General features: G+C 56.3%; 14 protein-coding genes. 10 read left to right on the forward strand and 4 right to left on the reverse strand.

The features are described from left to right. The first annotated feature begins 33 nt into the window (after window positions 1–33). Complete coding sequence (locus I2G69_RS00715) at window positions 34–1,287, forward strand: DUF1015 domain-containing protein (RefSeq protein WP_195450414.1); 1,254 nt, start codon at window positions 34–36, stop codon at window positions 1,285–1,287. Between the two features lie 63 nt (window positions 1,288–1,350). Here the strand turns inward: I2G69_RS00715 and I2G69_RS00720 are convergent, their stop codons facing one another. Next, on the reverse strand, window positions 1,351–1,530 hold the full coding sequence (locus tag I2G69_RS00720) for a hypothetical protein (protein ID WP_191362310.1): 180 nt from the start codon (window positions 1,528–1,530) through the stop codon (window positions 1,351–1,353). Window positions 1,531–2,110: 580 nt separating this feature from the next. Between I2G69_RS00720 and I2G69_RS00725 the strand changes: the two genes are divergently transcribed. Continuing rightward, window positions 2,111–2,635, forward strand: a complete 525-nt coding sequence (locus tag I2G69_RS00725; RefSeq protein ID WP_087230004.1) for a CarD family transcriptional regulator — start codon at window positions 2,111–2,113, stop codon at window positions 2,633–2,635. A 78-nt stretch (window positions 2,636–2,713) separates the two neighbouring features. On the opposite strand, the gene nifU is transcribed toward I2G69_RS00725, so the two are convergent. The 3 genes from nifU to rnhA all read right to left on the reverse strand — a co-directional run bounded on the left by nifU (window position 2,714) and on the right by rnhA (window position 5,085). After that, the gene (gene nifU, locus I2G69_RS00730) at window positions 2,714–3,151 is read right to left on the reverse strand and encodes a Fe-S cluster assembly scaffold protein NifU (protein WP_087230007.1); all 438 of its coding nucleotides are present in this window, start codon (window positions 3,149–3,151) and stop codon (window positions 2,714–2,716) included. A gap of 37 nt (window positions 3,152–3,188) precedes the next feature. Continuing rightward, window positions 3,189–4,376 carry a cysteine desulfurase NifS gene (gene nifS, locus I2G69_RS00735; RefSeq protein WP_195560026.1) on the reverse strand — a complete coding sequence of 396 codons (1,188 nt, stop codon included), beginning with the start codon at window positions 4,374–4,376 and terminating at the stop codon, window positions 3,189–3,191. A 253-nt stretch (window positions 4,377–4,629) separates the two neighbouring features. Then, window positions 4,630–5,085, reverse strand: a complete 456-nt coding sequence (rnhA, locus tag I2G69_RS00740; RefSeq protein WP_087230013.1) for a ribonuclease HI — start codon at window positions 5,083–5,085, stop codon at window positions 4,630–4,632. Between the two features lie 789 nt (window positions 5,086–5,874). Between rnhA and I2G69_RS00745 the strand changes: the two genes are divergently transcribed. The 8 genes from I2G69_RS00745 to I2G69_RS00780 all read left to right on the forward strand — a co-directional run bounded on the left by I2G69_RS00745 (window position 5,875) and on the right by I2G69_RS00780 (window position 17,708). Then, on the forward strand, window positions 5,875–7,644 hold the full coding sequence (locus tag I2G69_RS00745; protein WP_442858878.1) for a ribonuclease J: 1,770 nt from the start codon (window positions 5,875–5,877) through the stop codon (window positions 7,642–7,644). Window positions 7,645–7,691: 47 nt separating this feature from the next. After that, on the forward strand, window positions 7,692–9,662 hold the full coding sequence (locus I2G69_RS00750) for a DHH family phosphoesterase (protein ID WP_087230016.1): 1,971 nt from the start codon (window positions 7,692–7,694) through the stop codon (window positions 9,660–9,662). A gap of 121 nt (window positions 9,663–9,783) precedes the next feature. Beyond that, entirely contained in the window at window positions 9,784–10,233 is a 450-nt protein-coding gene (gene rplI, locus I2G69_RS00755) for a 50S ribosomal protein L9 (protein ID WP_087230019.1), read from the forward strand. A 41-nt stretch (window positions 10,234–10,274) separates the two neighbouring features. Continuing rightward, window positions 10,275–11,645, forward strand: coding sequence for a replicative DNA helicase (dnaB, locus tag I2G69_RS00760; RefSeq protein WP_087230021.1), 1,371 nt, complete (start codon window positions 10,275–10,277; stop codon window positions 11,643–11,645). Next, window positions 11,638–13,032 carry a tRNA lysidine(34) synthetase TilS gene (tilS, locus tag I2G69_RS00765; protein WP_243254711.1) on the forward strand — a complete coding sequence of 465 codons (1,395 nt, stop codon included), beginning with the start codon at window positions 11,638–11,640 and terminating at the stop codon, window positions 13,030–13,032. The genes dnaB and tilS overlap by 8 nt, the downstream gene beginning before the upstream one ends. Before the next feature lie 19 nt (window positions 13,033–13,051). Further along, window positions 13,052–13,591 carry a hypoxanthine phosphoribosyltransferase gene (gene hpt / locus I2G69_RS00770; protein ID WP_087230316.1) on the forward strand — a complete coding sequence of 180 codons (540 nt, stop codon included), beginning with the start codon at window positions 13,052–13,054 and terminating at the stop codon, window positions 13,589–13,591. Between the two features lie 27 nt (window positions 13,592–13,618). After that, window positions 13,619–15,550, forward strand: a complete 1,932-nt coding sequence (gene ftsH, locus I2G69_RS00775) for an ATP-dependent zinc metalloprotease FtsH (RefSeq protein ID WP_087230024.1) — start codon at window positions 13,619–13,621, stop codon at window positions 15,548–15,550. Between the two features lie 178 nt (window positions 15,551–15,728). Then, window positions 15,729–17,708, forward strand: coding sequence for a DNA gyrase/topoisomerase IV subunit B (locus I2G69_RS00780; protein ID WP_191362308.1), 1,980 nt, complete (start codon window positions 15,729–15,731; stop codon window positions 17,706–17,708). Window positions 17,709–17,721 lie beyond the last annotated feature (13 nt).

Here is a 17,721-nt window from a genome sequence, read left to right on the forward strand (position 1 = left end):
GCGCGGGAAATCCAACATGAGGAGAATCATTGAATGAACAGTTTGGGATTTTATCCGGCAAATGTCCTGCTGCCCACCGAAACAGACCTCACCAAGTGGAGCGTTGTCGCGTGCGATCAATACACGTCACAGCCTGATTATTGGCAAGAGGTGGAATCGTTTGTGGGGGACGCCCCCTCCACCCTGCGCATGATCGTACCTGAGCTTTACCTGGAGCAGCCAGGGGTTGAGCAGCGGATTGCGGCGGTGAATGCAGCGATGGACCGGTATTTGGCAGACGGGATCTTTCGCACGGTAGAAAATTTTATCTATGTGCGCAGGACGCTCCGCGATGGGAAAATCCGCCGCGGGCTGATCGGCGTGGTCGACTTGGAAAAGTATGATTTCACAAAGGGGTCCCAGTCCCTGATCCGCGCAACGGAGGGGACGGTGTTGGAGCGCATCCCGCCGCGCGTCAAGGTGCGCGAGAACGCTGCGTTGGAGTGCCCGCACATTATGCTGCTGATCGACGATCCGATGAAGACGGTGATCGAGCCAGTGGAAGACCGCGCGGGCGAATTGGAACAGGTGTATCAGTTCGACCTTATGCAGGACAGCGGGTCGCTGGAGGGAATCCTCTGCGATGATTCCGAGGCGCGGCGCATTTTGGCCGCTTTGGATGAGCTGGCAGACCCGGAGGCCTTTAATGCCCGGTATGATCTCACCGGGAAGGCCCCCCTGCTTTTCGCCGTAGGCGACGGCAACCATTCCTTGGCGACGGCAAAGACCTGCTATGAGAATTTGAAGAAAGTCCTCCCGCCCGAGGAAGCCCGCGTGCATCCGGCGCGGTATGCGCTGGTCGAGGTGGTCAACCTGCACGACGCCTCTTTGGAATTTGAGCCGATCCACCGGGTGGTATTCGGCGTGGATGAGAAAAAGCTGCTGGAAGCGCTGAAGGCCCAATGCGGTGCGCCGGACGGCCAGCGTGTGGTCGTATGCAAAGGAAAAGAGAAAACCGAGCTGTATTTCTCCCAAGCATCGTCCAATCTTCCGGTGGGGACGCTTCAAAAGTTCTTAGACGCCTACATAGAAGAAAACGGCGGACGGGTCGATTATATCCATGGAGAGGAAGTCGTCGAAGAGCTCTCCGCCCAGGAGGGGAACATCGGGTTCCTGTTGGAAGCCATGCCGAAAAAAGAACTCTTCAAAACGGTTGTGCTCGACGGCGCATTGCCGCGGAAGACCTTTTCAATGGGCCATGCGTGGGATAAGCGGTTTTACATGGAGTGCCGGCAAATTCAAGAATAATTCAAAAAAGAGAAAGGACTTTTGCATCGGAAGAAAGATGCAGGGTCCTTTCTTTGTTTAGGGTTAAGAATCCCCGGTTTTATGCTTGTCTGTGCCGTCGAGGCTATCCAAAGACGTAACGATGGCATATAGCTGCTCCAGCTTGCAATAGAGTTCATTCTGATTTTGAATGATGGTGTTTAAATTTTGGTTGAGTTGTTCCAGGTCCCGATCGATTTTCCGGTGATGACATCTGCGTTTCATTACAAGTTCTCCCCCAATCTATGTGTTCAGTATACCATATTTTACTTCATAGGCAATATCCCGTAAAGAGACACCTATCGGATTTCTAGGAATACCATAAAGGAGAGGGAGGGACTTGTATGCATCCACAGCAGTTGCTTTGGCAATTAGACGCTGCGCACAGGATCGTCTTGGCTGTGCAAAGACTCCAAAATCAGGTGTTTCAAACGAGAGCGCTGCTTCGAACCGCAGGAAATATAGCGGATCTTTGTTCCCTAGCGGAGGTGATTCAACAGGTTAGCGGTGCTTTGCGGCCAGCGAATAGCCCTCCAAACCGGCGCTCTTTTTAAACATTTTCAAATTTTTCTTACATTTTCATCCAATATTGTGCTAAAATAAAGATACAGCGTGAACGTTTGATAAGGAGTCCCTTAGCTTCAAAGATGGCGCTGCCTGTTTTAGCAAATGGTGAATGCATGGTGCGAGTGGGATGGCCGGTGGGTATGTTCCCTTGACCACCCCGACGAGAATGAACGCAGAGTTCGCCCATTTGCTGACGTTGTGAAAGGATACGTTGGTTATTTTTTTGGAGGGCGAGAAAATGTTTCAGAAGGGCGATTTGATTGTTTATGGAAACACGGGAATTTGCCGTGTAGAAGAGGTTGGCACGCCGGAGAGCCTCCCCGGGGTCGATAAGGAGAAGCTGTATTATAAGTTGGTCCCGGTTCGAAGTGCCAGCACGATTTATACGCCGGTGGACACCAGTGTGTTTATGCGTCCGGTGATGACAAAGGAAGCGGCGGACCACCTGATCGACCGCATCCCGGAAATTTCGGAGGATTCTTTTGAGTGCCGCGACCCGCGCATGTTGGCAGAGCATTACCGCACATCCCTGCAAACGCATGAGTGCGAGGATCTCATCCGCTTGATTAAGACGGTTTACCGGAAGAGCAAAAAGCTGGTCCAAAACGGAAAGAAACCGGGCAAAACGGATCAACAATATCGGAAACGTGCGGAAGAATTGCTACACGAAGAGCTGTCCGTCGCATTGGGAATCTCGTTTGATGAAGTACCCGCCTATATTGAGCAAAGAATCTCTGCGCTGGAAGTTGCGCAGGGTGCGTGAGTTTTTCCTCGGCAAAAATAAAAAACAAAGGGGCTGTCCATTCTTTGATCTGAACGGACAGCCCCTTTTTGCGTATTCTTATTCGTGCAGGCCGCAGGCGCATTCTTCGCACTCTGCGAGTTCCCCCACCAGCGGGGTGGGGTCAATCCCCTGCCGTTTGTAGTAGTCGGCGACCGCCGCTTTGATGGCCTGTTCCGCCAAAACCGAACAGTGGACTTTGACCGGCGGCAGGCCGTCCAGTGCTTCCATCACCGCTTGATTGGTGAGCTTGAGCGCGTCTTCGATCGTTTTCCCTTTGATCAGCTCGGTTGCCATGGAGCTGGTGGCAATCGCCGCGCCGCATCCAAAAGTCTTGAATTTCACATCGGTGATGGTGTCGCCCTCCACCTTGATGTACATGCGCATGATGTCGCCGCAGCGGGAATTTCCCACCTCGCCGACGCCGCTGGGGTCCTTCATCTCTCCAACGTTGCGGGGATTTGCAAAATGGTCCATTACTTTCTCACTGTATGCCATAAAAAACAACCTCTTTTCTCTGTCCTGGTGTTTTGATTCAATCGGCCTTTTGCCCGTTCACGATCTCTTCCCATAGGGGGCTCATGGAGCGCAGCCGTTCCACGATGCCGGGAAGTACTTCCAAGATGTAATCGACGTCTTCCTCCGTGTTTTGGTCGCTGAAGGAGAGGCGCAGGGAGCCGTGCGCAATTTCATGTGGGAGGCCGATTGCGAGAAGCACATGGCTGGGGTCGAGGGAACCGGACGTACAGGCCGAGCCGGACGAACCGCATACGCCGTTTAAGTCCAGCAGCAGCAACAAGGACTCCCCCTCGATGCCCTCAAAGCACAGGTTGACGTTCCCTGGCAGGCGTTTGGTCCGGTCGCCGTTCAGGCGGGTGCGCTCGATCTGCAATGCCCCGTCGATCAGCCGGTCCCGCATAGCGGTCAAACGCTTGGTGCGCTCCGCCATGGTAGCACAGGCCTCTTTGAGCGCAACGCTCAATCCGACGATCCCGGCCACGTTTTCCGTGCCGGCACGCCGTCCGCGCTCCTGCGCGCCGCCGTCGACCAAATTGGGAAGCGAGATGCCTTTGCGGATAAACAGCGCGCCCACGCCTTTCGGCCCGTGGAACTTGTGCGCGGAGAGCGAAAGCAGGTCGATGTGCTGCCCCTTGACGTCGACCGGCAGTGTGCCGGCCGCTTGTACAGCGTCGGTGTGGAACAAAACGCCGTGCTTCTGGCAGATGGCGCCGATTTCCGAAATCGGCTGGATCGTGCCGATTTCGTTGTTCGCATACATGACCGTCACCAGGGCCGTGTCCTCGCGGATCGCCGCTTCCAATTCCTCCGGCCGTACGAGTCCATCAGCGTGGACGTCCAAATAGGTGACGGAAAAGCCCTCTTTTTCCAGCGATGCGCAGGTATGAAGCACCGCATGATGCTCAAATTTGGATGTGATGATGTGCTTCTTCCCCTTTTTGGCAAGCTGATGGGCAATCCCTTTGATCGCCCAGTTGTCCGCTTCGCTTCCGCCCGATGTAAAAAAGATCTCGTTGGGTTCGGCGTTCAGGCAGGCCGCGACGTCTGCGCGGGCCAGTTCCAGGTGCTTTTTGGCCTCCCGGCCCACGGAATATAGGCTGGAGGGATTGCCATAAAGGTCGGTATAAAACGGTTTCATGGCCGCAAAGACGGTAGGGGAAACCGGCGTAGTTGCGGCGTTGTCCGCATAAACAAAACGTGCCATGGATACGCACCTTTCCTTTCCAAAATGTGATTGGTACTTCCATACCCCGTACCAGGGATTGCCGGTACAGGAATATTTAATCCTTACTAATTTACTATGAATTGAATATACACTATTCCAGTATACTTTGCAAGCCCTTTTTGCAAAAAAGTTTCAAAGTGGCAAAGGTTGTTGAAGGATGGCAAAATAGGGGAGAATCCTTGCAGGAGGCCCGTGTAGACAGAGGGGGCACACACGCTTGCATCGCCAAGGGTCAAACGACAGCGCCGGCGGCCTTGGCGCGTTCGGCGCCCGCAACGGCCAAACGGTCGCACCGCTCGTTCTCCGGATGCCCATTGTGCCCGCGCACCCAGACGATCTCCACGCGATGGATTTCCAGCAAGTGCAGGAGGATCTCCCAGAGGTCGGTGTTCAGGGCGGGGGATTTGTCTGCTTTCCGCCAGCCATTTTGCCGCCACTTGACCGCCCAACCCTTTTCGATCGCGTTGCAGACATACTGCGAATCGCTGCAAAGCGTGACGGCGCAGGGTTCTTTCAAGCATTGCAGCGCGCGGATCACCGCCATCAGCTCCATGCGGTTGTTGGTGGTGTCCGGGTCGCCCCCGCTGATTTCTTTTTCTACGCCGTTGAAGCGCAGGATAGCCCCCCATCCGCCGGGGCCGGGATTGCCCTGGCAGGCGCCGTCCGTAAAGATTTCTACGTGTTTCATAGTTTCCGTCCTTTGTTTCCGCTTATGCGGTTGATTGCGTATCCCATACAAGCTTTTCCGAGTCCCGTCCACTTAAAAGAGGCGAGAAGCCTGAGAAATGCTTGGGAGGACCCTGGCAGGAAGCATGGCAGCGCTGGCTGCGCCGGTATGGATCGTCCTCATTATATCATAATTTTGCAGAAGAGTTTTTTCGATTTTGGCCTATGAAATGTTTGAAGAAAATTGCAAGGGGCAATAATAGGGATAACGACAGGGATTCCGGCCGGCGGTTCATACCTTGACAGCTATACGGAATCAAGGTACAATAATGACAATTAAAACTGGTGGGCCTGACGAATCCAAATGGACATCCAGCCCGCGGTCGGCATACAATTGAGGCAGAGCGATTAGGAGGCGCCGGGGAACGGGCCTCTTTGCTGTTGTGTACGTTAAGGTTTTGTTTTGGCAATTAATGCGCGCGGTTCCGGGGCGTGTGGGAAGGCACAGCGCGGGGCAATGGAGTGCGGATTAAAAATATATCATTATGATTTTTGGAGGGCCAACGCCGCCAGGCACCGTTTGCAGGCGGGCGTTTTATCGGCGTATCCAAGAGACAATGGAGGTTGTACTTTGATAGAACAAAATAGGAATCATGAAGGAACATCCAATCCGCCTGAGAAAAACGAGATGGGTATAGCGGCGGGCATCCACCCTGCGCTTTATGGGAAAGTGACGCTGCCGCAGCGGCCGGAACAGCCCATCCAGGCGGAGGCGCCGGCGGCGAAAGCGGAACCGTCAAAGCGCCGCACGATGCGCCGTGCTCCGAAAAAGGCGGAGCCGGAAAAGGCACAGCACCAGAACAGCAAGGAAACAAAGACTGCGGCCCCGCGGGGAAAAAAGCGGGGGCAGAACAGTGGAGCGAAGAAGCCGTCCATCCGGATTTACTTTTTGGGCGGCCTGAATGAGATCGGGAAAAACTTTACCCTCTACGAGTGTGAGGGCGATATGCTGATCGTCGACTGCGGCATGTCTTTCCCAGACGACGATATGCTGGGCGTAGACCTGGTGCTGCCGGATTTCACCTTTGTGGAGCGCAATGCGGATAAGATCCGCGGGATTGTGCTCACGCATGGGCACGAGGACCACATCGGTGCATTGCCGTATCTGCTCAAAAGGGTGAATTTGCCCATCTACGGCACGATGCTGACCCTTGGTTTGGTCGATGGGAAACTCAAAGAGCACGGCCTTTCCGGGAAGGTCAAGATGAATGTGGTCAAGCCGGGCCAGACGGTGAAATTGGGTTGCATGGATGTGGAATTCATCCATGTGAACCATTCGATCCCGGATTCCGTAGGCTTTGCCATCCACTCGCCCGCTGGCACGGTGGTTTACACCGGCGACTTTAAGATTGATTGCACGCCCGCTTGGGGCGAGATGATCGACTTGGGCCGCTTTGCAGAGCTGGGAAACGAGGGCGTTTTGGCGTTGCTGGCCGATTCCACCAACGCGGAGCGTCCCGGTTACACCAAGACCGAGCAAATGGTGGACAATACCTTCGAAAGCCTGTTTAAGAAGGCGGAGAAGAAGCGCATTATCATCGCGACATTTGCCTCCAACATCAGCCGCGTGCAGCAGATTATCAACTGTGCGGTGCGCTATGGCCGCAAGGTGGCGCTTTCGGGCCGAAGCATGCTGAACGTCATGGGTATCGCGGTGGAAATGGGCTATTTACAGGTTCCGGACGGCGTGTTGATCGACATCGACCTGCTCAACCGGTACCCGCGCGAGAAAGTGGTCTTGATTACAACCGGCAGCCAGGGGGAGCCGATGAGCGCTTTGACGCGCATGGCGTTTGCCGACCACCGGAAGGTGGAGGTCGGCCCGGAGGACTTTATCATTATTTCGGCAAGGCCGATCCCCGGCAACGAAAAGACCGTGGGCGCGGTGGTCGATGAGCTCTTAAAGCGGGGCTGCGAAGTGATTTACGAATCCATGTATGAAGTGCATGTGTCCGGCCACGCCTGCCAGGAGGAACTCAAAATCATCCAGGGCATCACAAAGCCGAAATATTTCATCCCGTTCCATGGCGAGCAAAAGCACCTGCGTAAAAATGCAGGGCTGGCCATCTCTATGGGGATGGACCCCGCCAATGTCTATATCGGCGACATCGGCGATGTGTTGGAGATCAATCACGAGTATATGAAGAAGCTCACCTCCGTACCCGCCGGGCGTATCCTGGTGGACGGCCTCGGCGTAGGGGACGTGGGGAGCATTGTGCTGCGGGACCGCAAGCATCTGGCAGAGGACGGCCTGATTGTCGTGGTATGTACCATCGACGACAACGGGCAGATCGTGGCCGGCCCGGATGTGGTCTCCCGCGGATTTGTCTATGTGCGTGAGGCGGAGCCGTTGATCGACGAGGCCAAAAAGCGCGTCGCCGCGGCGTTGGAGAGCTGTTCCGAGCACCATATCCACGATTGGGGCACGCTCAAGACGCGCATCAAAGATGAACTTTCCCGGTTCCTGTATGAGCGCACGCGCCGCAGCCCGATGATCCTCCCCATCATTATGGAGGTCTGAGGCCCTGCCATGCGCAAGAAGCACGGGAGTGTTGAAGGAGATCAACCGTGAAAAAAAAGGTTTGGGTGGCATCGCCGATCTGCTTTGTACTGGCGGCGGCGATGCTGATTATGGCGCTGATCAGCTGGTTTACCGGCCACAAGATGGTTTTTTTCATCGAGGCGGTGGTAGCCGTTGTAGCGATCCTCGCCATTGCCATTGTGCATATCCGCTTCCAGAGCTATGTATACACCTCTGTCAAAGCGGCCAAGAAGGTGCTCTTCGGAAAAGAGTACGATGCTCTGGAACAGTTTACCATGCCCATGGCGATCGTGGGGGAGGCGGGGGACATTGTTTGGGCCAACGCCGCCTTTTTAGAGAGCGCGGGTAGGGCGCGCGATTGCCGCGGGGAAAATGTGATGAAGTTCCTGTACCCGCACACCATCCAGCAGGTGGTGGCGGCCAAAGGGACGGATGTGACCATCGGGGACCGGCAGTTTACTGCATTTGCGTCAAAGACGGAGCAGGGGCATATCCTCTGCTTGGTGGACGACACCTATTATAAGGCGATCAACCGGGAATATGTGGAAAAGCACCCGGTGGTAGCGCTGGCGCATTTTGATAACCGGGAGGAATTGGCGCGCGATTCCAGCGGCAGCGAGGACGCGCGCATTGCCTCGGAGGTGGAGCAGGTGCTCACCGAATGGGCGCAGAGCATGGGCGGCTTTCTCCGGCGGCTCTCCGGCGGGCGCTTTTTGATCCTGACGGATGAAATTCATATCCGGCAGGCCATGGAGAAACGCTTTGAAGTCCTGGACAAGATCCGGGAAATCAAGGCGGGGGAGCGCCGCAGCGCGACGGTTTCGATCGGCGTGGCGCGCGGGGCGGAATCTCTGCAAGAGGCGGAACAATGGGCGCGCAAAGCGCTGGAAATGGCGCTGGGGCGCGGCGGGGACCAGGTGGCCGTCAAGCAGAAAAACGATACATATGAGTTTTTTGGCGGCTTGAGCAAGGGCGTGGAAAAGCGCGACAAGGTGCGCACGCGGGTCATCGCTGCGACGCTCTCCGACCACATCAAAGAGTCGGAAAACGTGTTGATTATGGGGCACCGCTTTTCTGACCTCGACTCGATGGGTGCGGCGGTCGGCCTGTGGAGCGTGATTACAAAGGCGCTTCACAAACCCGCTTTTGTCGTGGTGGACCGCCAGCAAACGCTTGCGGGGCAGATCGTGGAACGGATCGATGCCAATTCGGGCGACCGCGTGGTGTTCCTTTCCCCGATGGACGCGATGGAGCAGTTGTCCCCGCGGACGCTGTTGATTGTGGTCGATACGCATTCCCCGGACTTTGTGGAAAGCCGCGAGTTGCTCAACCATGTGAGCCGCGTGGTGGTGATCGACCACCATCGCCTGATGGTCAAGCGCATTGACAATGCCATTGTCTTTTACCACGAGCCCTATGCCAGCTCCGCCTCGGAGATGGTGGCGGAACTGGTGCAATACATCGGGGACAGCACACTCACCCAGCACGAGGCCGAAGCGCTTTTGGCGGGAATTATGCTGGATACAAAGAGCTTTGTGCTCAAGACGGGCGTGCGGACCTTTGAGGCGGCCGCCTACCTGCGCCGCCGTGGAGCCGATACGGTGGAGGTCAAGCGCATGTTTGCCGATTCCATCGACAGCTATAAGGCGAAGTATAAAATTGTCTCCGGGGCCGAGATTCAACAGAACTGCGCCATCGCCTGCGCCGATAAGGAATTCCCGGACATCCGGGTCGTCTCCTCGCAGGCGGCGGACGAGCTGCTTTCCATCCGGGGCGTTAAGGCGTCCTTTGTCATCTACCCAACGGGGAATGTGATGAATATTTCCGCGCGCTCCCTGGGGGACATCAACGTCCAGCTGGTGATGGAGGTGTTGGGGGGCGGAGGCCATCTCACGATGGCGGCAACCCAGCTTCCCAATTTGACCATTGAACAGGCAAGGACCAAGCTGGTGGCAGCGATCAAAGAAAAAGCGCAGCTCCCAGCTGGGCAGAAATAAAGGGTTTTTTGCATCGGAATCACGGAGAAAGACAGGGCGTTTCCTGCCTTTCTCCGTGGTTCCGGTCCGTCTCTGGTTTCCATCAGGGACTGGAACAGTTTTTTACATGGAGGGAACAATCATGAAAGTCGTATTGCTTCAGGATATTAAGGGGACCGGTAAGAAAGGGGAGCTCGTCAGCGTTTCGGACGGCTATGCCCGCAACTTCCTGTTCCCGCGCAAGCTGGCGAAAGAGGCCAATGCGCAGGCGATGAACGAATTGAAGAACGCAGAGGCTGCGAAGGCGCACAAGATCGAAGTGGAGAAGGCCAATGCGAAGGACGCCGCGGAAAAGCTCGAGGGCAAGAGCATCAAGCTGTATGCCAAGGGCGGGCAGGGCGGCCGCCTGTTTGGGTCCGTCACGGCGAAGGAGATCGCAGAGGAGATCAAGAAGGTCTATCACATCGACATCGACAAGCGCAAGATCGAAATCGACGGCGATATTAAAGCGTTCGGCACATATGAATGCCAGATCAAGCTCTATACAGGGATCAGCGCGAAGATTTATGCGGTGGTTTCCGAAGCGGAGTAATTTTGGATTTTGCATATCAGAAGTAAGGAGGAGGTTCCGGGATGGACAATCTTTCAACGGGCTATAGCGCTTTGAATTTGCCGTTCAGCCCGGAGGCCGAGCAGTCCGTGCTGGGCGCGATCCTGCTGGATTCCTCCTGCCTGGACCGCGTGGCGGAGATTTTGCCGCGGCCCGATTACTTTTACCAGACGAATAACGGCCTGATCTACGGCGCGATGCTGGATATGTTTACCCTGGGCAAGCCGGTGGACTTTGTCACGGTCCTGGAGAAGCTCAAAGAGAGCCGGGAGTTTGACGAGGCGAGCGGGAAGACGTATCTGCTGCAATTGGCGCAGATCGTGCCGTCCATCAGCAATGTGGAGTCGTACGCCCGGATTGTCCGGGACAAGTACGACATCCGCACGCTGATTACCACCGCGCGGGAGATCATGGAAGAGGCAGCGGACGGGACGGCGGATGCAGCGACCCTGTTGGATTCCGCGGAGCAACGCATCTTCGACATCCGGCGCGGGAAGAATATGCAGGGGTTGCAGCGGATTGACGAGATCATCATCCAGACGCTCGACCGGCTGGATCTGCTCAATTCGCCGGACAGCGACCAATATAAGGGCGTGCCCACCGGCATCAAGGAGCTGGACGACACCATCACGGGGCTGAACCGCTCGGATTTGATCCTCTTGGCGGCCCGCCCCGGCATGGGCAAGACGAGCTTTGCGCTGAACATCGCGCGCCATGCGGCGGTCAAGGCGGACAAGCGCGTCGCCTTTTTTTCATTGGAAATGACCAAGGAACAGCTGGTTTCGCGCCTGCTCTCCACGGAGGCCCTGGTGGGCGGCACCAAATTGCGCACCGGCAAGCTCACGGAGGAGGAATGGGTCCGCTTGATCGAGGGCGGCGACATCCTCTCTAAGACGCAGATGTATTTTGACGACAGCTCCGGCATCACGGTCCCGGAGATGAAGGCAAAGCTGCGCCGCCTCAAGGACGTGGACCTCGTGGTGATCGACTATTTGCAGTTGATGTCCGGTTCCACCAAGCGCAGCGGGGACGGAAACCGTGTGCAGGAGATTTCCGAGATCACGCGAAATTTGAAGATCATGGCAAAGGAACTCAACGTCCCGGTGCTGACGCTGTCCCAGCTCTCCCGTGCGAGCGAACAGCGCACCACGCACCGCCCCATGCTCTCGGACCTGCGCGATTCCGGTTCCATCGAACAGGACGCGGACATCGTCCTGTTTTTGTACCGCGAAGATTACTATGCCTCTGCGGATGCGCCGGGCGAATCGGAGGATCGCAACAGCGGCGAATGTATTGTTGCAAAGAACCGCCATGGCGAGACAAAGACGGTCCCGCTGCATTGGCAGGGTGAATTTATGCGTTTTACCGCCCAGGAGGTGCTGCGTCATGAATGAGGAGATGCAGCAGATCCTAGGCCAAATCAAAGGGGTAATCGCCGAGTTTGGCCTTTTCCCACCGCAGGGCAGGGTGATTGTCGGCCTGTCCGGTGGGGCTGACTCGATGGCGCTTACCCATTTTCTCGTTTATCACACCAATTTGCAGGTGTTGGCTGCCCATGTCAACCACGGCTTGCGCGGAAGCGCGGCCGATCAGGACGAAGAGGTGGTCCGGCGCTGGTGCGAAGAAAACGGAATCCCTCTGCGCGTCCTGCATGCGGATGTAAAGCAGCAGGCGCGGGAGCGCAATCTCGGCCTTGAGGAATGCGGGCGCGAGGTGCGGTATGCCTTCTTTCAGGAGCTGGCGGACCGCGAGACGGACCGCATCGCCACAGCGCACACCCTTTCGGACCAGGTGGAGACCGTGCTGCTGCATCTGACGCGCGGCGCGGGGCTGCGCGGGCTGTGTGGAATCCCGCCGGTGCGGGGGAAGATTGTGCGCCCGTTTTTGCGCATCACGCGGGAACAGGTGGAGGCGTATTGCCGGTTTTACCATCTGCCATACGTGACGGATCAAACCAATGCCGACCGCGGGTTTGCCCGCAACCGGGTCCGGCTGGACGTGGTGCCCGCGCTGAAAGCGGTCAACCCAGCGTTGGAACGGGAGATTGCGGGGATGACAGCGCGTCTTGCCCGCGACGAGGCCTATTTGCAGGAGGAAGCACAGCGGGCGGTCGAACGGGCAAAAACCCCCAACGGCTATTCCCGCACGGAACTTGCGGCGCTGCCCACGGCCATTTTGGTCCGGGCGCTGGAGCGAATCCTCCGGCGTGCGGGAGGCGCCCAGCCGGAGGCAATTCATCTGGAACAGGCGGCGGCGATGGTCCGCGCGGGGCGCGGCAGCCTGAGCGCGCCGGGTGGAATACAACTCGCCGTGCAGGGCAATACTCTCTTTGTGGCGCAGAAGCCGCTTCCCCCTTGGAGTCTGCCCGTCACAGGGAAAACGACCCGCCTGCCGGACGGCCGGATGGCCGCTTTAAGGAAAATCCACAAGAAAGACCTGGAGAACCAAAATAAATTTAAAAATTTGTTATTTCATAATTGCATCAACTATGATACAATTACATCTAAACTGTTCTTTCGAAACCGCCGGGAGGGAGATTGCTTCCGTCCGGCGAAGCGCGGCGTTTCGAAATCGTTAAAAAAGTTGTTTAATGAGGCCAAAATAGAGCCTTTGCTGCGGGATCGCATCCTCCTATTGGAGGATGGGAAGGAAATTCTATGGATGGAGGGCTTTGGTCCGTCGGAGCGTGCCCGTGTGCCAAAGGATGCGGAGCAGATGCTTCTGATTACCGTATGGGAGCCGGAGGAAGCAGCGGATCAACGTGTTTCAGACAATTCATGAGGAAAGGAACGGGCAGAACATGTTAAACGACATCAAAGAGGTGCTTTTTAGCGAAGAATATCTGGCCAACATTGTCCAGCGGATGGGGAAACAAATCAGCGAGGATTATAAGGACAAGAATCTGCTGATGGTGAGCGTCCTGAAGGGTTCCGTCGTCTTTATGGCGGATCTGATGCGGGCCATTTCCGTTCCCTGCCGGGTGGATTTTATGTCGGTGTCCAGCTACGGTTCGGGCGTGAAAACCTCCGGCGTCGTCAAGATTGTCAAAGATCTGGACATTCCGCTGGCTGGCTACGACCTGTTGGTGGTGGAAGACATCCTGGACAGCGGCATGACGCTGAGCTACATACTGGAGCTCCTGCAATCCCGTGGTCCCCGGAGCATCCGGCTGTGCACGCTGTTCGATAAGCCGGAGCGTCGCACCGTAGACATAACCGCAGATTATGTTGGCACAACGGTCCCGGACGCCTTTATTGTGGGCTACGGGCTGGATTACGATGAGAAATATAGGAATCTTCCCTTTGTGGGCATTTTAAAGCCGGAGGTGTACGGCGGCTGACCGTCCCTCTGTGAAGGAGTGGATAACTTGGACAATAGAGACAAAATGAAACGTCTGCTGATCTATCTCGGCATTCCGATTGCGCTGTTTTTGGTGATCGGCCTGTTGTTTAGCAGCCGCCCCACCGAGAAGAGCTATGTCTATTCGGACATCGTGAATTACTTTGAAGATCAGCAGGTCACGGCTTTTTCGATCAATATGGGCACGGGCGAGATGCGCCTGCAGCTCAACGACGAGAGCAAGACGATCATCAACTATACGGCGCCGAATTCGACCTATCTGTTGCAGGAAATTCAGCCCTATGTGGATGAATACAACGCCAACCATCCGGGAAATGCGCGCATGCAGCGCGACATCCAGCGCGCTCCCGAGACCTCCTGGCTGGTGAGCATGCTGCCCATGCTGATCGTGCTGGGGTTGGGCGTTTTCCTGTGGTGGTTTATGATGAAACGTCTGAATTCCACCATGGGGGATGCCGGCAAGCAGATGAACTTCGGCAAGGCCAAGATTAAGCAGATGGCCGACGAAAAGCGCAAGACGACCTTTGCCGATGTAGCCGGTGCGGACGAGGAAAAGGAGGAACTGCGCGAGATCGTAGAATTCCTCAAGAATCCGAAGAAGTACAACGAGCTCGGCGCGCGCATCCCCAAGGGCGTTTTGTTGGTGGGCCCTCCGGGAACCGGTAAAACGCTGCTGGCCCGTGCAGTCGCAGGCGAGGCGGGCGTGCCGTTTTTCTCCATTTCGGGTTCCGACTTTGTGGAGATGTTCGTCGGCGTTGGCGCCTCCCGTGTGCGCGACCTGTTCGAACAGGCGAAGAAGAATTCCCCCTGCATCATCTTTATCGATGAGATCGACGCGGTGGGCCGTCAGCGCGGCGCAGGATTGGGCGGCGGCCACGACGAGCGCGAACAGACGTTGAACCAGCTCCTGGTGGAGATGGACGGCTTTGGCGCGAACGAAGGCGTGATTATGATCGCGGCCACGAACCGCCCGGACGTTTTGGACCCGGCTTTGATGCGGCCCGGCCGTTTCGACCGCCAGGTGGTGGTGAGCTATCCGGACATCAAGGGGCGCGAGGAGATCCTCAAGGTCCATGCGCGCGGCAAGCCGCTTGCCCCGGACGTGAATCTCAAGACAATCGCAAAATCGACCGCGGGCTTTACCGGCGCCGATTTGGAAAACCTTCTGAACGAGGCCGCACTGTTGGCGGCACGCCGGAATTTGAAGGCGATCACCATGGCGGAAATCGAAGAGGCCACGATCAAGGTCGTGGTGGGCACGGAGAAGAAGAGCCACGTGATGACGGACCGCGAAAAGAAGCTGACGGCATATCATGAGGCCGGCCATGCCGTGGCGACCTACTATTGCCCCACGCAGGACCCGGTGCATCAGATTTCGATTATCCCGCGCGGTATGGCGGGCGGTTATACCATGCATTTGCCGACGGAGGACCGCTCCTATCAGTCCCGCAAGGAGATGAAGGAGGACCTGGTGGTGCTTTTGGGCGGCCGTGTGGCCGAAGCCCTGACGTTGGACGACATCTCGACGGGCGCCTCCAACGACATCGAGCGCGCCACCAAGGTTGCACGCTCCATGGTGACCAAGTACGGCATGAGCGACAAGCTGGGACCGATCCAGTATGGCACGGACGACAGCGAACCGTTCCTCGGCCGGGACATGGGGCATATCCGCAATTATTCCGAGGAGACTGCCTCCGCGATCGACAACGAGATCAAGATGTTGGTGGAGGATGCATATCACAAGACGGAACGCATCCTGACCGAGCATATGGATCAGCTGCAGAAGGTGGCCGAATTCCTTTTCCACAACGAAAAGATGAGCGGCGAGGAATTCCGCGCCGTGATGGAAGGGACCTATCAGCCTCCGGAGGAAAAGCCCCAGGAGGAAAAGCCGCAGTCCGATTCGTTCGTCAGCGATTTCGATACAGAGAAACATTGATTGTTGTTTATAGAATGTGTGTCAAAGGGGTCGCTGCCAATGCAGAAGTTGCATTGCGCAGCGTCCTTTTTTTGCCAGTCAGCGGCGGACAATTTTATTTGCAAATTGTATTGTTTTGACATATAATTACGTGTTGTATATGATTTGGACTTTTTGAGTGATTGAGGAGAGGGCAAAAATGGCAAAAAAACCGGTTTACGGCAATGAGAGCATCTCCTCCCTGAAGGGGGCGGACCGGGTCCGCCGCCGTCCAGCCGTGATCTTTGGCTCGGACGGGATCGAGGGATGCGAGCATTCGATCTTTGAAATTTTATCCAACTCCATCGACGAAGCGCGCGAAGGCTATGGCAAGGAGATCACCATCACACGCTTTGCCGACGATTCGGTGGAAGTGATTGACCGCGGGCGCGGCTGCCCGGTGGATTATAACCAGAAGGAGCAGCGCTACAACTGGGAGCTGGCCTTCTGCGAGCTGTATGCGGGCGGCAAATACAACAACGCCTCCGCAGAGAGCTACGAGTATTCCCTGGGGCTGAACGGCCTGGGCCTGTGCGCCACGCAGTATGCCTCCGAGTATATGGATGTGGAGGTGTGCCGCGACGGGTTCCGGTATACCCTGCATTTTGAGCGCGGCGAAAATGTGGGCGGCCTGCAAAAAGAACCGTACAGCGGAAAGGCAACCGGGACCAAGATTCGCTGGAAGCCCGATATCCAGGTCTTTACGGATATCCATATCCCTGTGGAGTACTATCTGGATACCATCAAGCGGCAGGCCATTGTCAACGACGGCATCAAATTTGTGTTCCGCAACCAGGTGAACGGCAAATTTGAGACCACGGAATTTTTGTACCAAAACGGCATTGTCGATCATGTGAAGGAAATGGTGGGGGAGGATGCGCTGACCTCGGTGCAGTTCTGGCAGACGGAGCGCAAGGTGCGCGACCGCGCCGACAAGCCGGAATACCGCACCAAGATCAATGTGGCGCTGGCCTTTTCCAACCGCAATAAGCAGATTGAATACTACCACAATTCCAGCTGGCTGGAGCACGGCGGCGCGCCGGACAAGGCGGTGCGCAATGCGTTTGTCTACCAGATCGACGCGTATTTGAAGCAGACGGGGAAATACAACAAGAACGAGAGCAAAATTACCTTTGCCGATGTGGAGGACTGCCTGGTCCTGGTGATTTCCTCCTTCTCCAACCAGACCTCCTATGAGAACCAGACGAAGAAGGCCATCACCAACAAGGGAATCCAGGAGGCGATGACGGAGATGCTCCGCCATCAGCTGGAAATCTACTTTATTGAAAACCCGATGGAGGCGGACAAAATCGCCGCGCAGGTGCTCATCAATAAGCGCAGCCGCGAAGATGCGGAAAAAACCCGCCTGAATATCAAGAAAAAGCTCACCAGCACCATGGACGTCACGAGCCGCGTGGCCAAATTTGTGGATTGCCGCAGCCGCGACGCGAGCGAGCGGGAAATTTTTATCGTGGAGGGCGATTCCGCTCTGGGCGCCTGCAAACAGGCGCGCGACCCGAATTTCCAGGCGATCATGCCGATCCGTGGCAAGATTTTGAACTGCCTCAAGGCCGATTACGATAAGATCTTTAAGAGCGAGGTCATCACGGACCTTTTGAAGGTCCTGGGGTGCGGCGTGGAGGTCAAAGCAAAGGCCAACAAGGAGCTTTCCACTTTTGACCTGTCGCTGCTGCGGTGGAACAAAGTCATCCTCTGCACGGACGCGGACGTGGACGGCTTCCAGATCCGCACGCTGCTGCTGACCATGCTGTACCGGTTGACGCCGACCCTCATCAACGAGGGAAAGGTGTTCATCGCGGAGTCCCCGCTGTTTGAGATCACGACGAAAAATGAGACGTATTTCGCCTATACGGAGAAGGAAAAGGACGATTTCCTCAAGCAGCTGGAGGGGAAAAAGTACACTATCCAGCGCTCCAAGGGGTTGGGCGAGAACGAACCGGATATGATGAATTTGACCACGATGAACCCTGAGACACGCCGCCTGATTAAGGTCATGCCGGAGGACGCGGCGCGGACGGCGGAGATGTTTGACCTCCTTTTGGGGGACAATCTCTCCGGGCGGAAGGATTTCATCGCAGAGAATGGATACCGCTACATCGATACGGCGGACGTGAGCTAAGGAGGGGAAACAG

It is taken from the genome of Anaeromassilibacillus sp. D41t1_190614_C2, from assembly GCF_015558525.1.
GTDB classification, from domain to species: Bacteria; Bacillota; Clostridia; order Oscillospirales; family Acutalibacteraceae; genus Anaeromassilibacillus; species Anaeromassilibacillus stercoravium.

Bases quoted from the DNA above. Each gene is read 5' to 3' on its own strand.
- I2G69_RS00715 (WP_195450414.1), top strand. From the start codon at position 34: ATGAACAGTTTGGGATTTTATCCGGCAAATGTCCTGCTGCCCACCGAA.
- I2G69_RS00720 (WP_191362310.1), bottom strand. From the start codon at position 1,530: ATGAAACGCAGATGTCATCACCGGAAAATCGATCGGGACCTGGAACAA.
- I2G69_RS00725 (WP_087230004.1), top strand. From the start codon at position 2,111: ATGTTTCAGAAGGGCGATTTGATTGTTTATGGAAACACGGGAATTTGC.
- nifU (WP_087230007.1), bottom strand. From the start codon at position 3,151: ATGGCATACAGTGAGAAAGTAATGGACCATTTTGCAAATCCCCGCAAC.
- nifS (WP_195560026.1), bottom strand. From the start codon at position 4,376: ATGGCACGTTTTGTTTATGCGGACAACGCCGCAACTACGCCGGTTTCC.
- rnhA (WP_087230013.1), bottom strand. From the start codon at position 5,085: ATGAAACACGTAGAAATCTTTACGGACGGCGCCTGCCAGGGCAATCCC.
- I2G69_RS00745 (WP_442858878.1), top strand. From the start codon at position 5,875: ATGCGCCGTGCTCCGAAAAAGGCGGAGCCGGAAAAGGCACAGCACCAG.
- rplI (WP_087230019.1), top strand. From the start codon at position 9,784: ATGAAAGTCGTATTGCTTCAGGATATTAAGGGGACCGGTAAGAAAGGG.
- dnaB (WP_087230021.1), top strand. From the start codon at position 10,275: ATGGACAATCTTTCAACGGGCTATAGCGCTTTGAATTTGCCGTTCAGC.
- tilS (WP_243254711.1), top strand. From the start codon at position 11,638: ATGAATGAGGAGATGCAGCAGATCCTAGGCCAAATCAAAGGGGTAATC.
- hpt (WP_087230316.1), top strand. From the start codon at position 13,052: ATGTTAAACGACATCAAAGAGGTGCTTTTTAGCGAAGAATATCTGGCC.
- I2G69_RS00780 (WP_191362308.1), top strand. From the start codon at position 15,729: ATGGCAAAAAAACCGGTTTACGGCAATGAGAGCATCTCCTCCCTGAAG.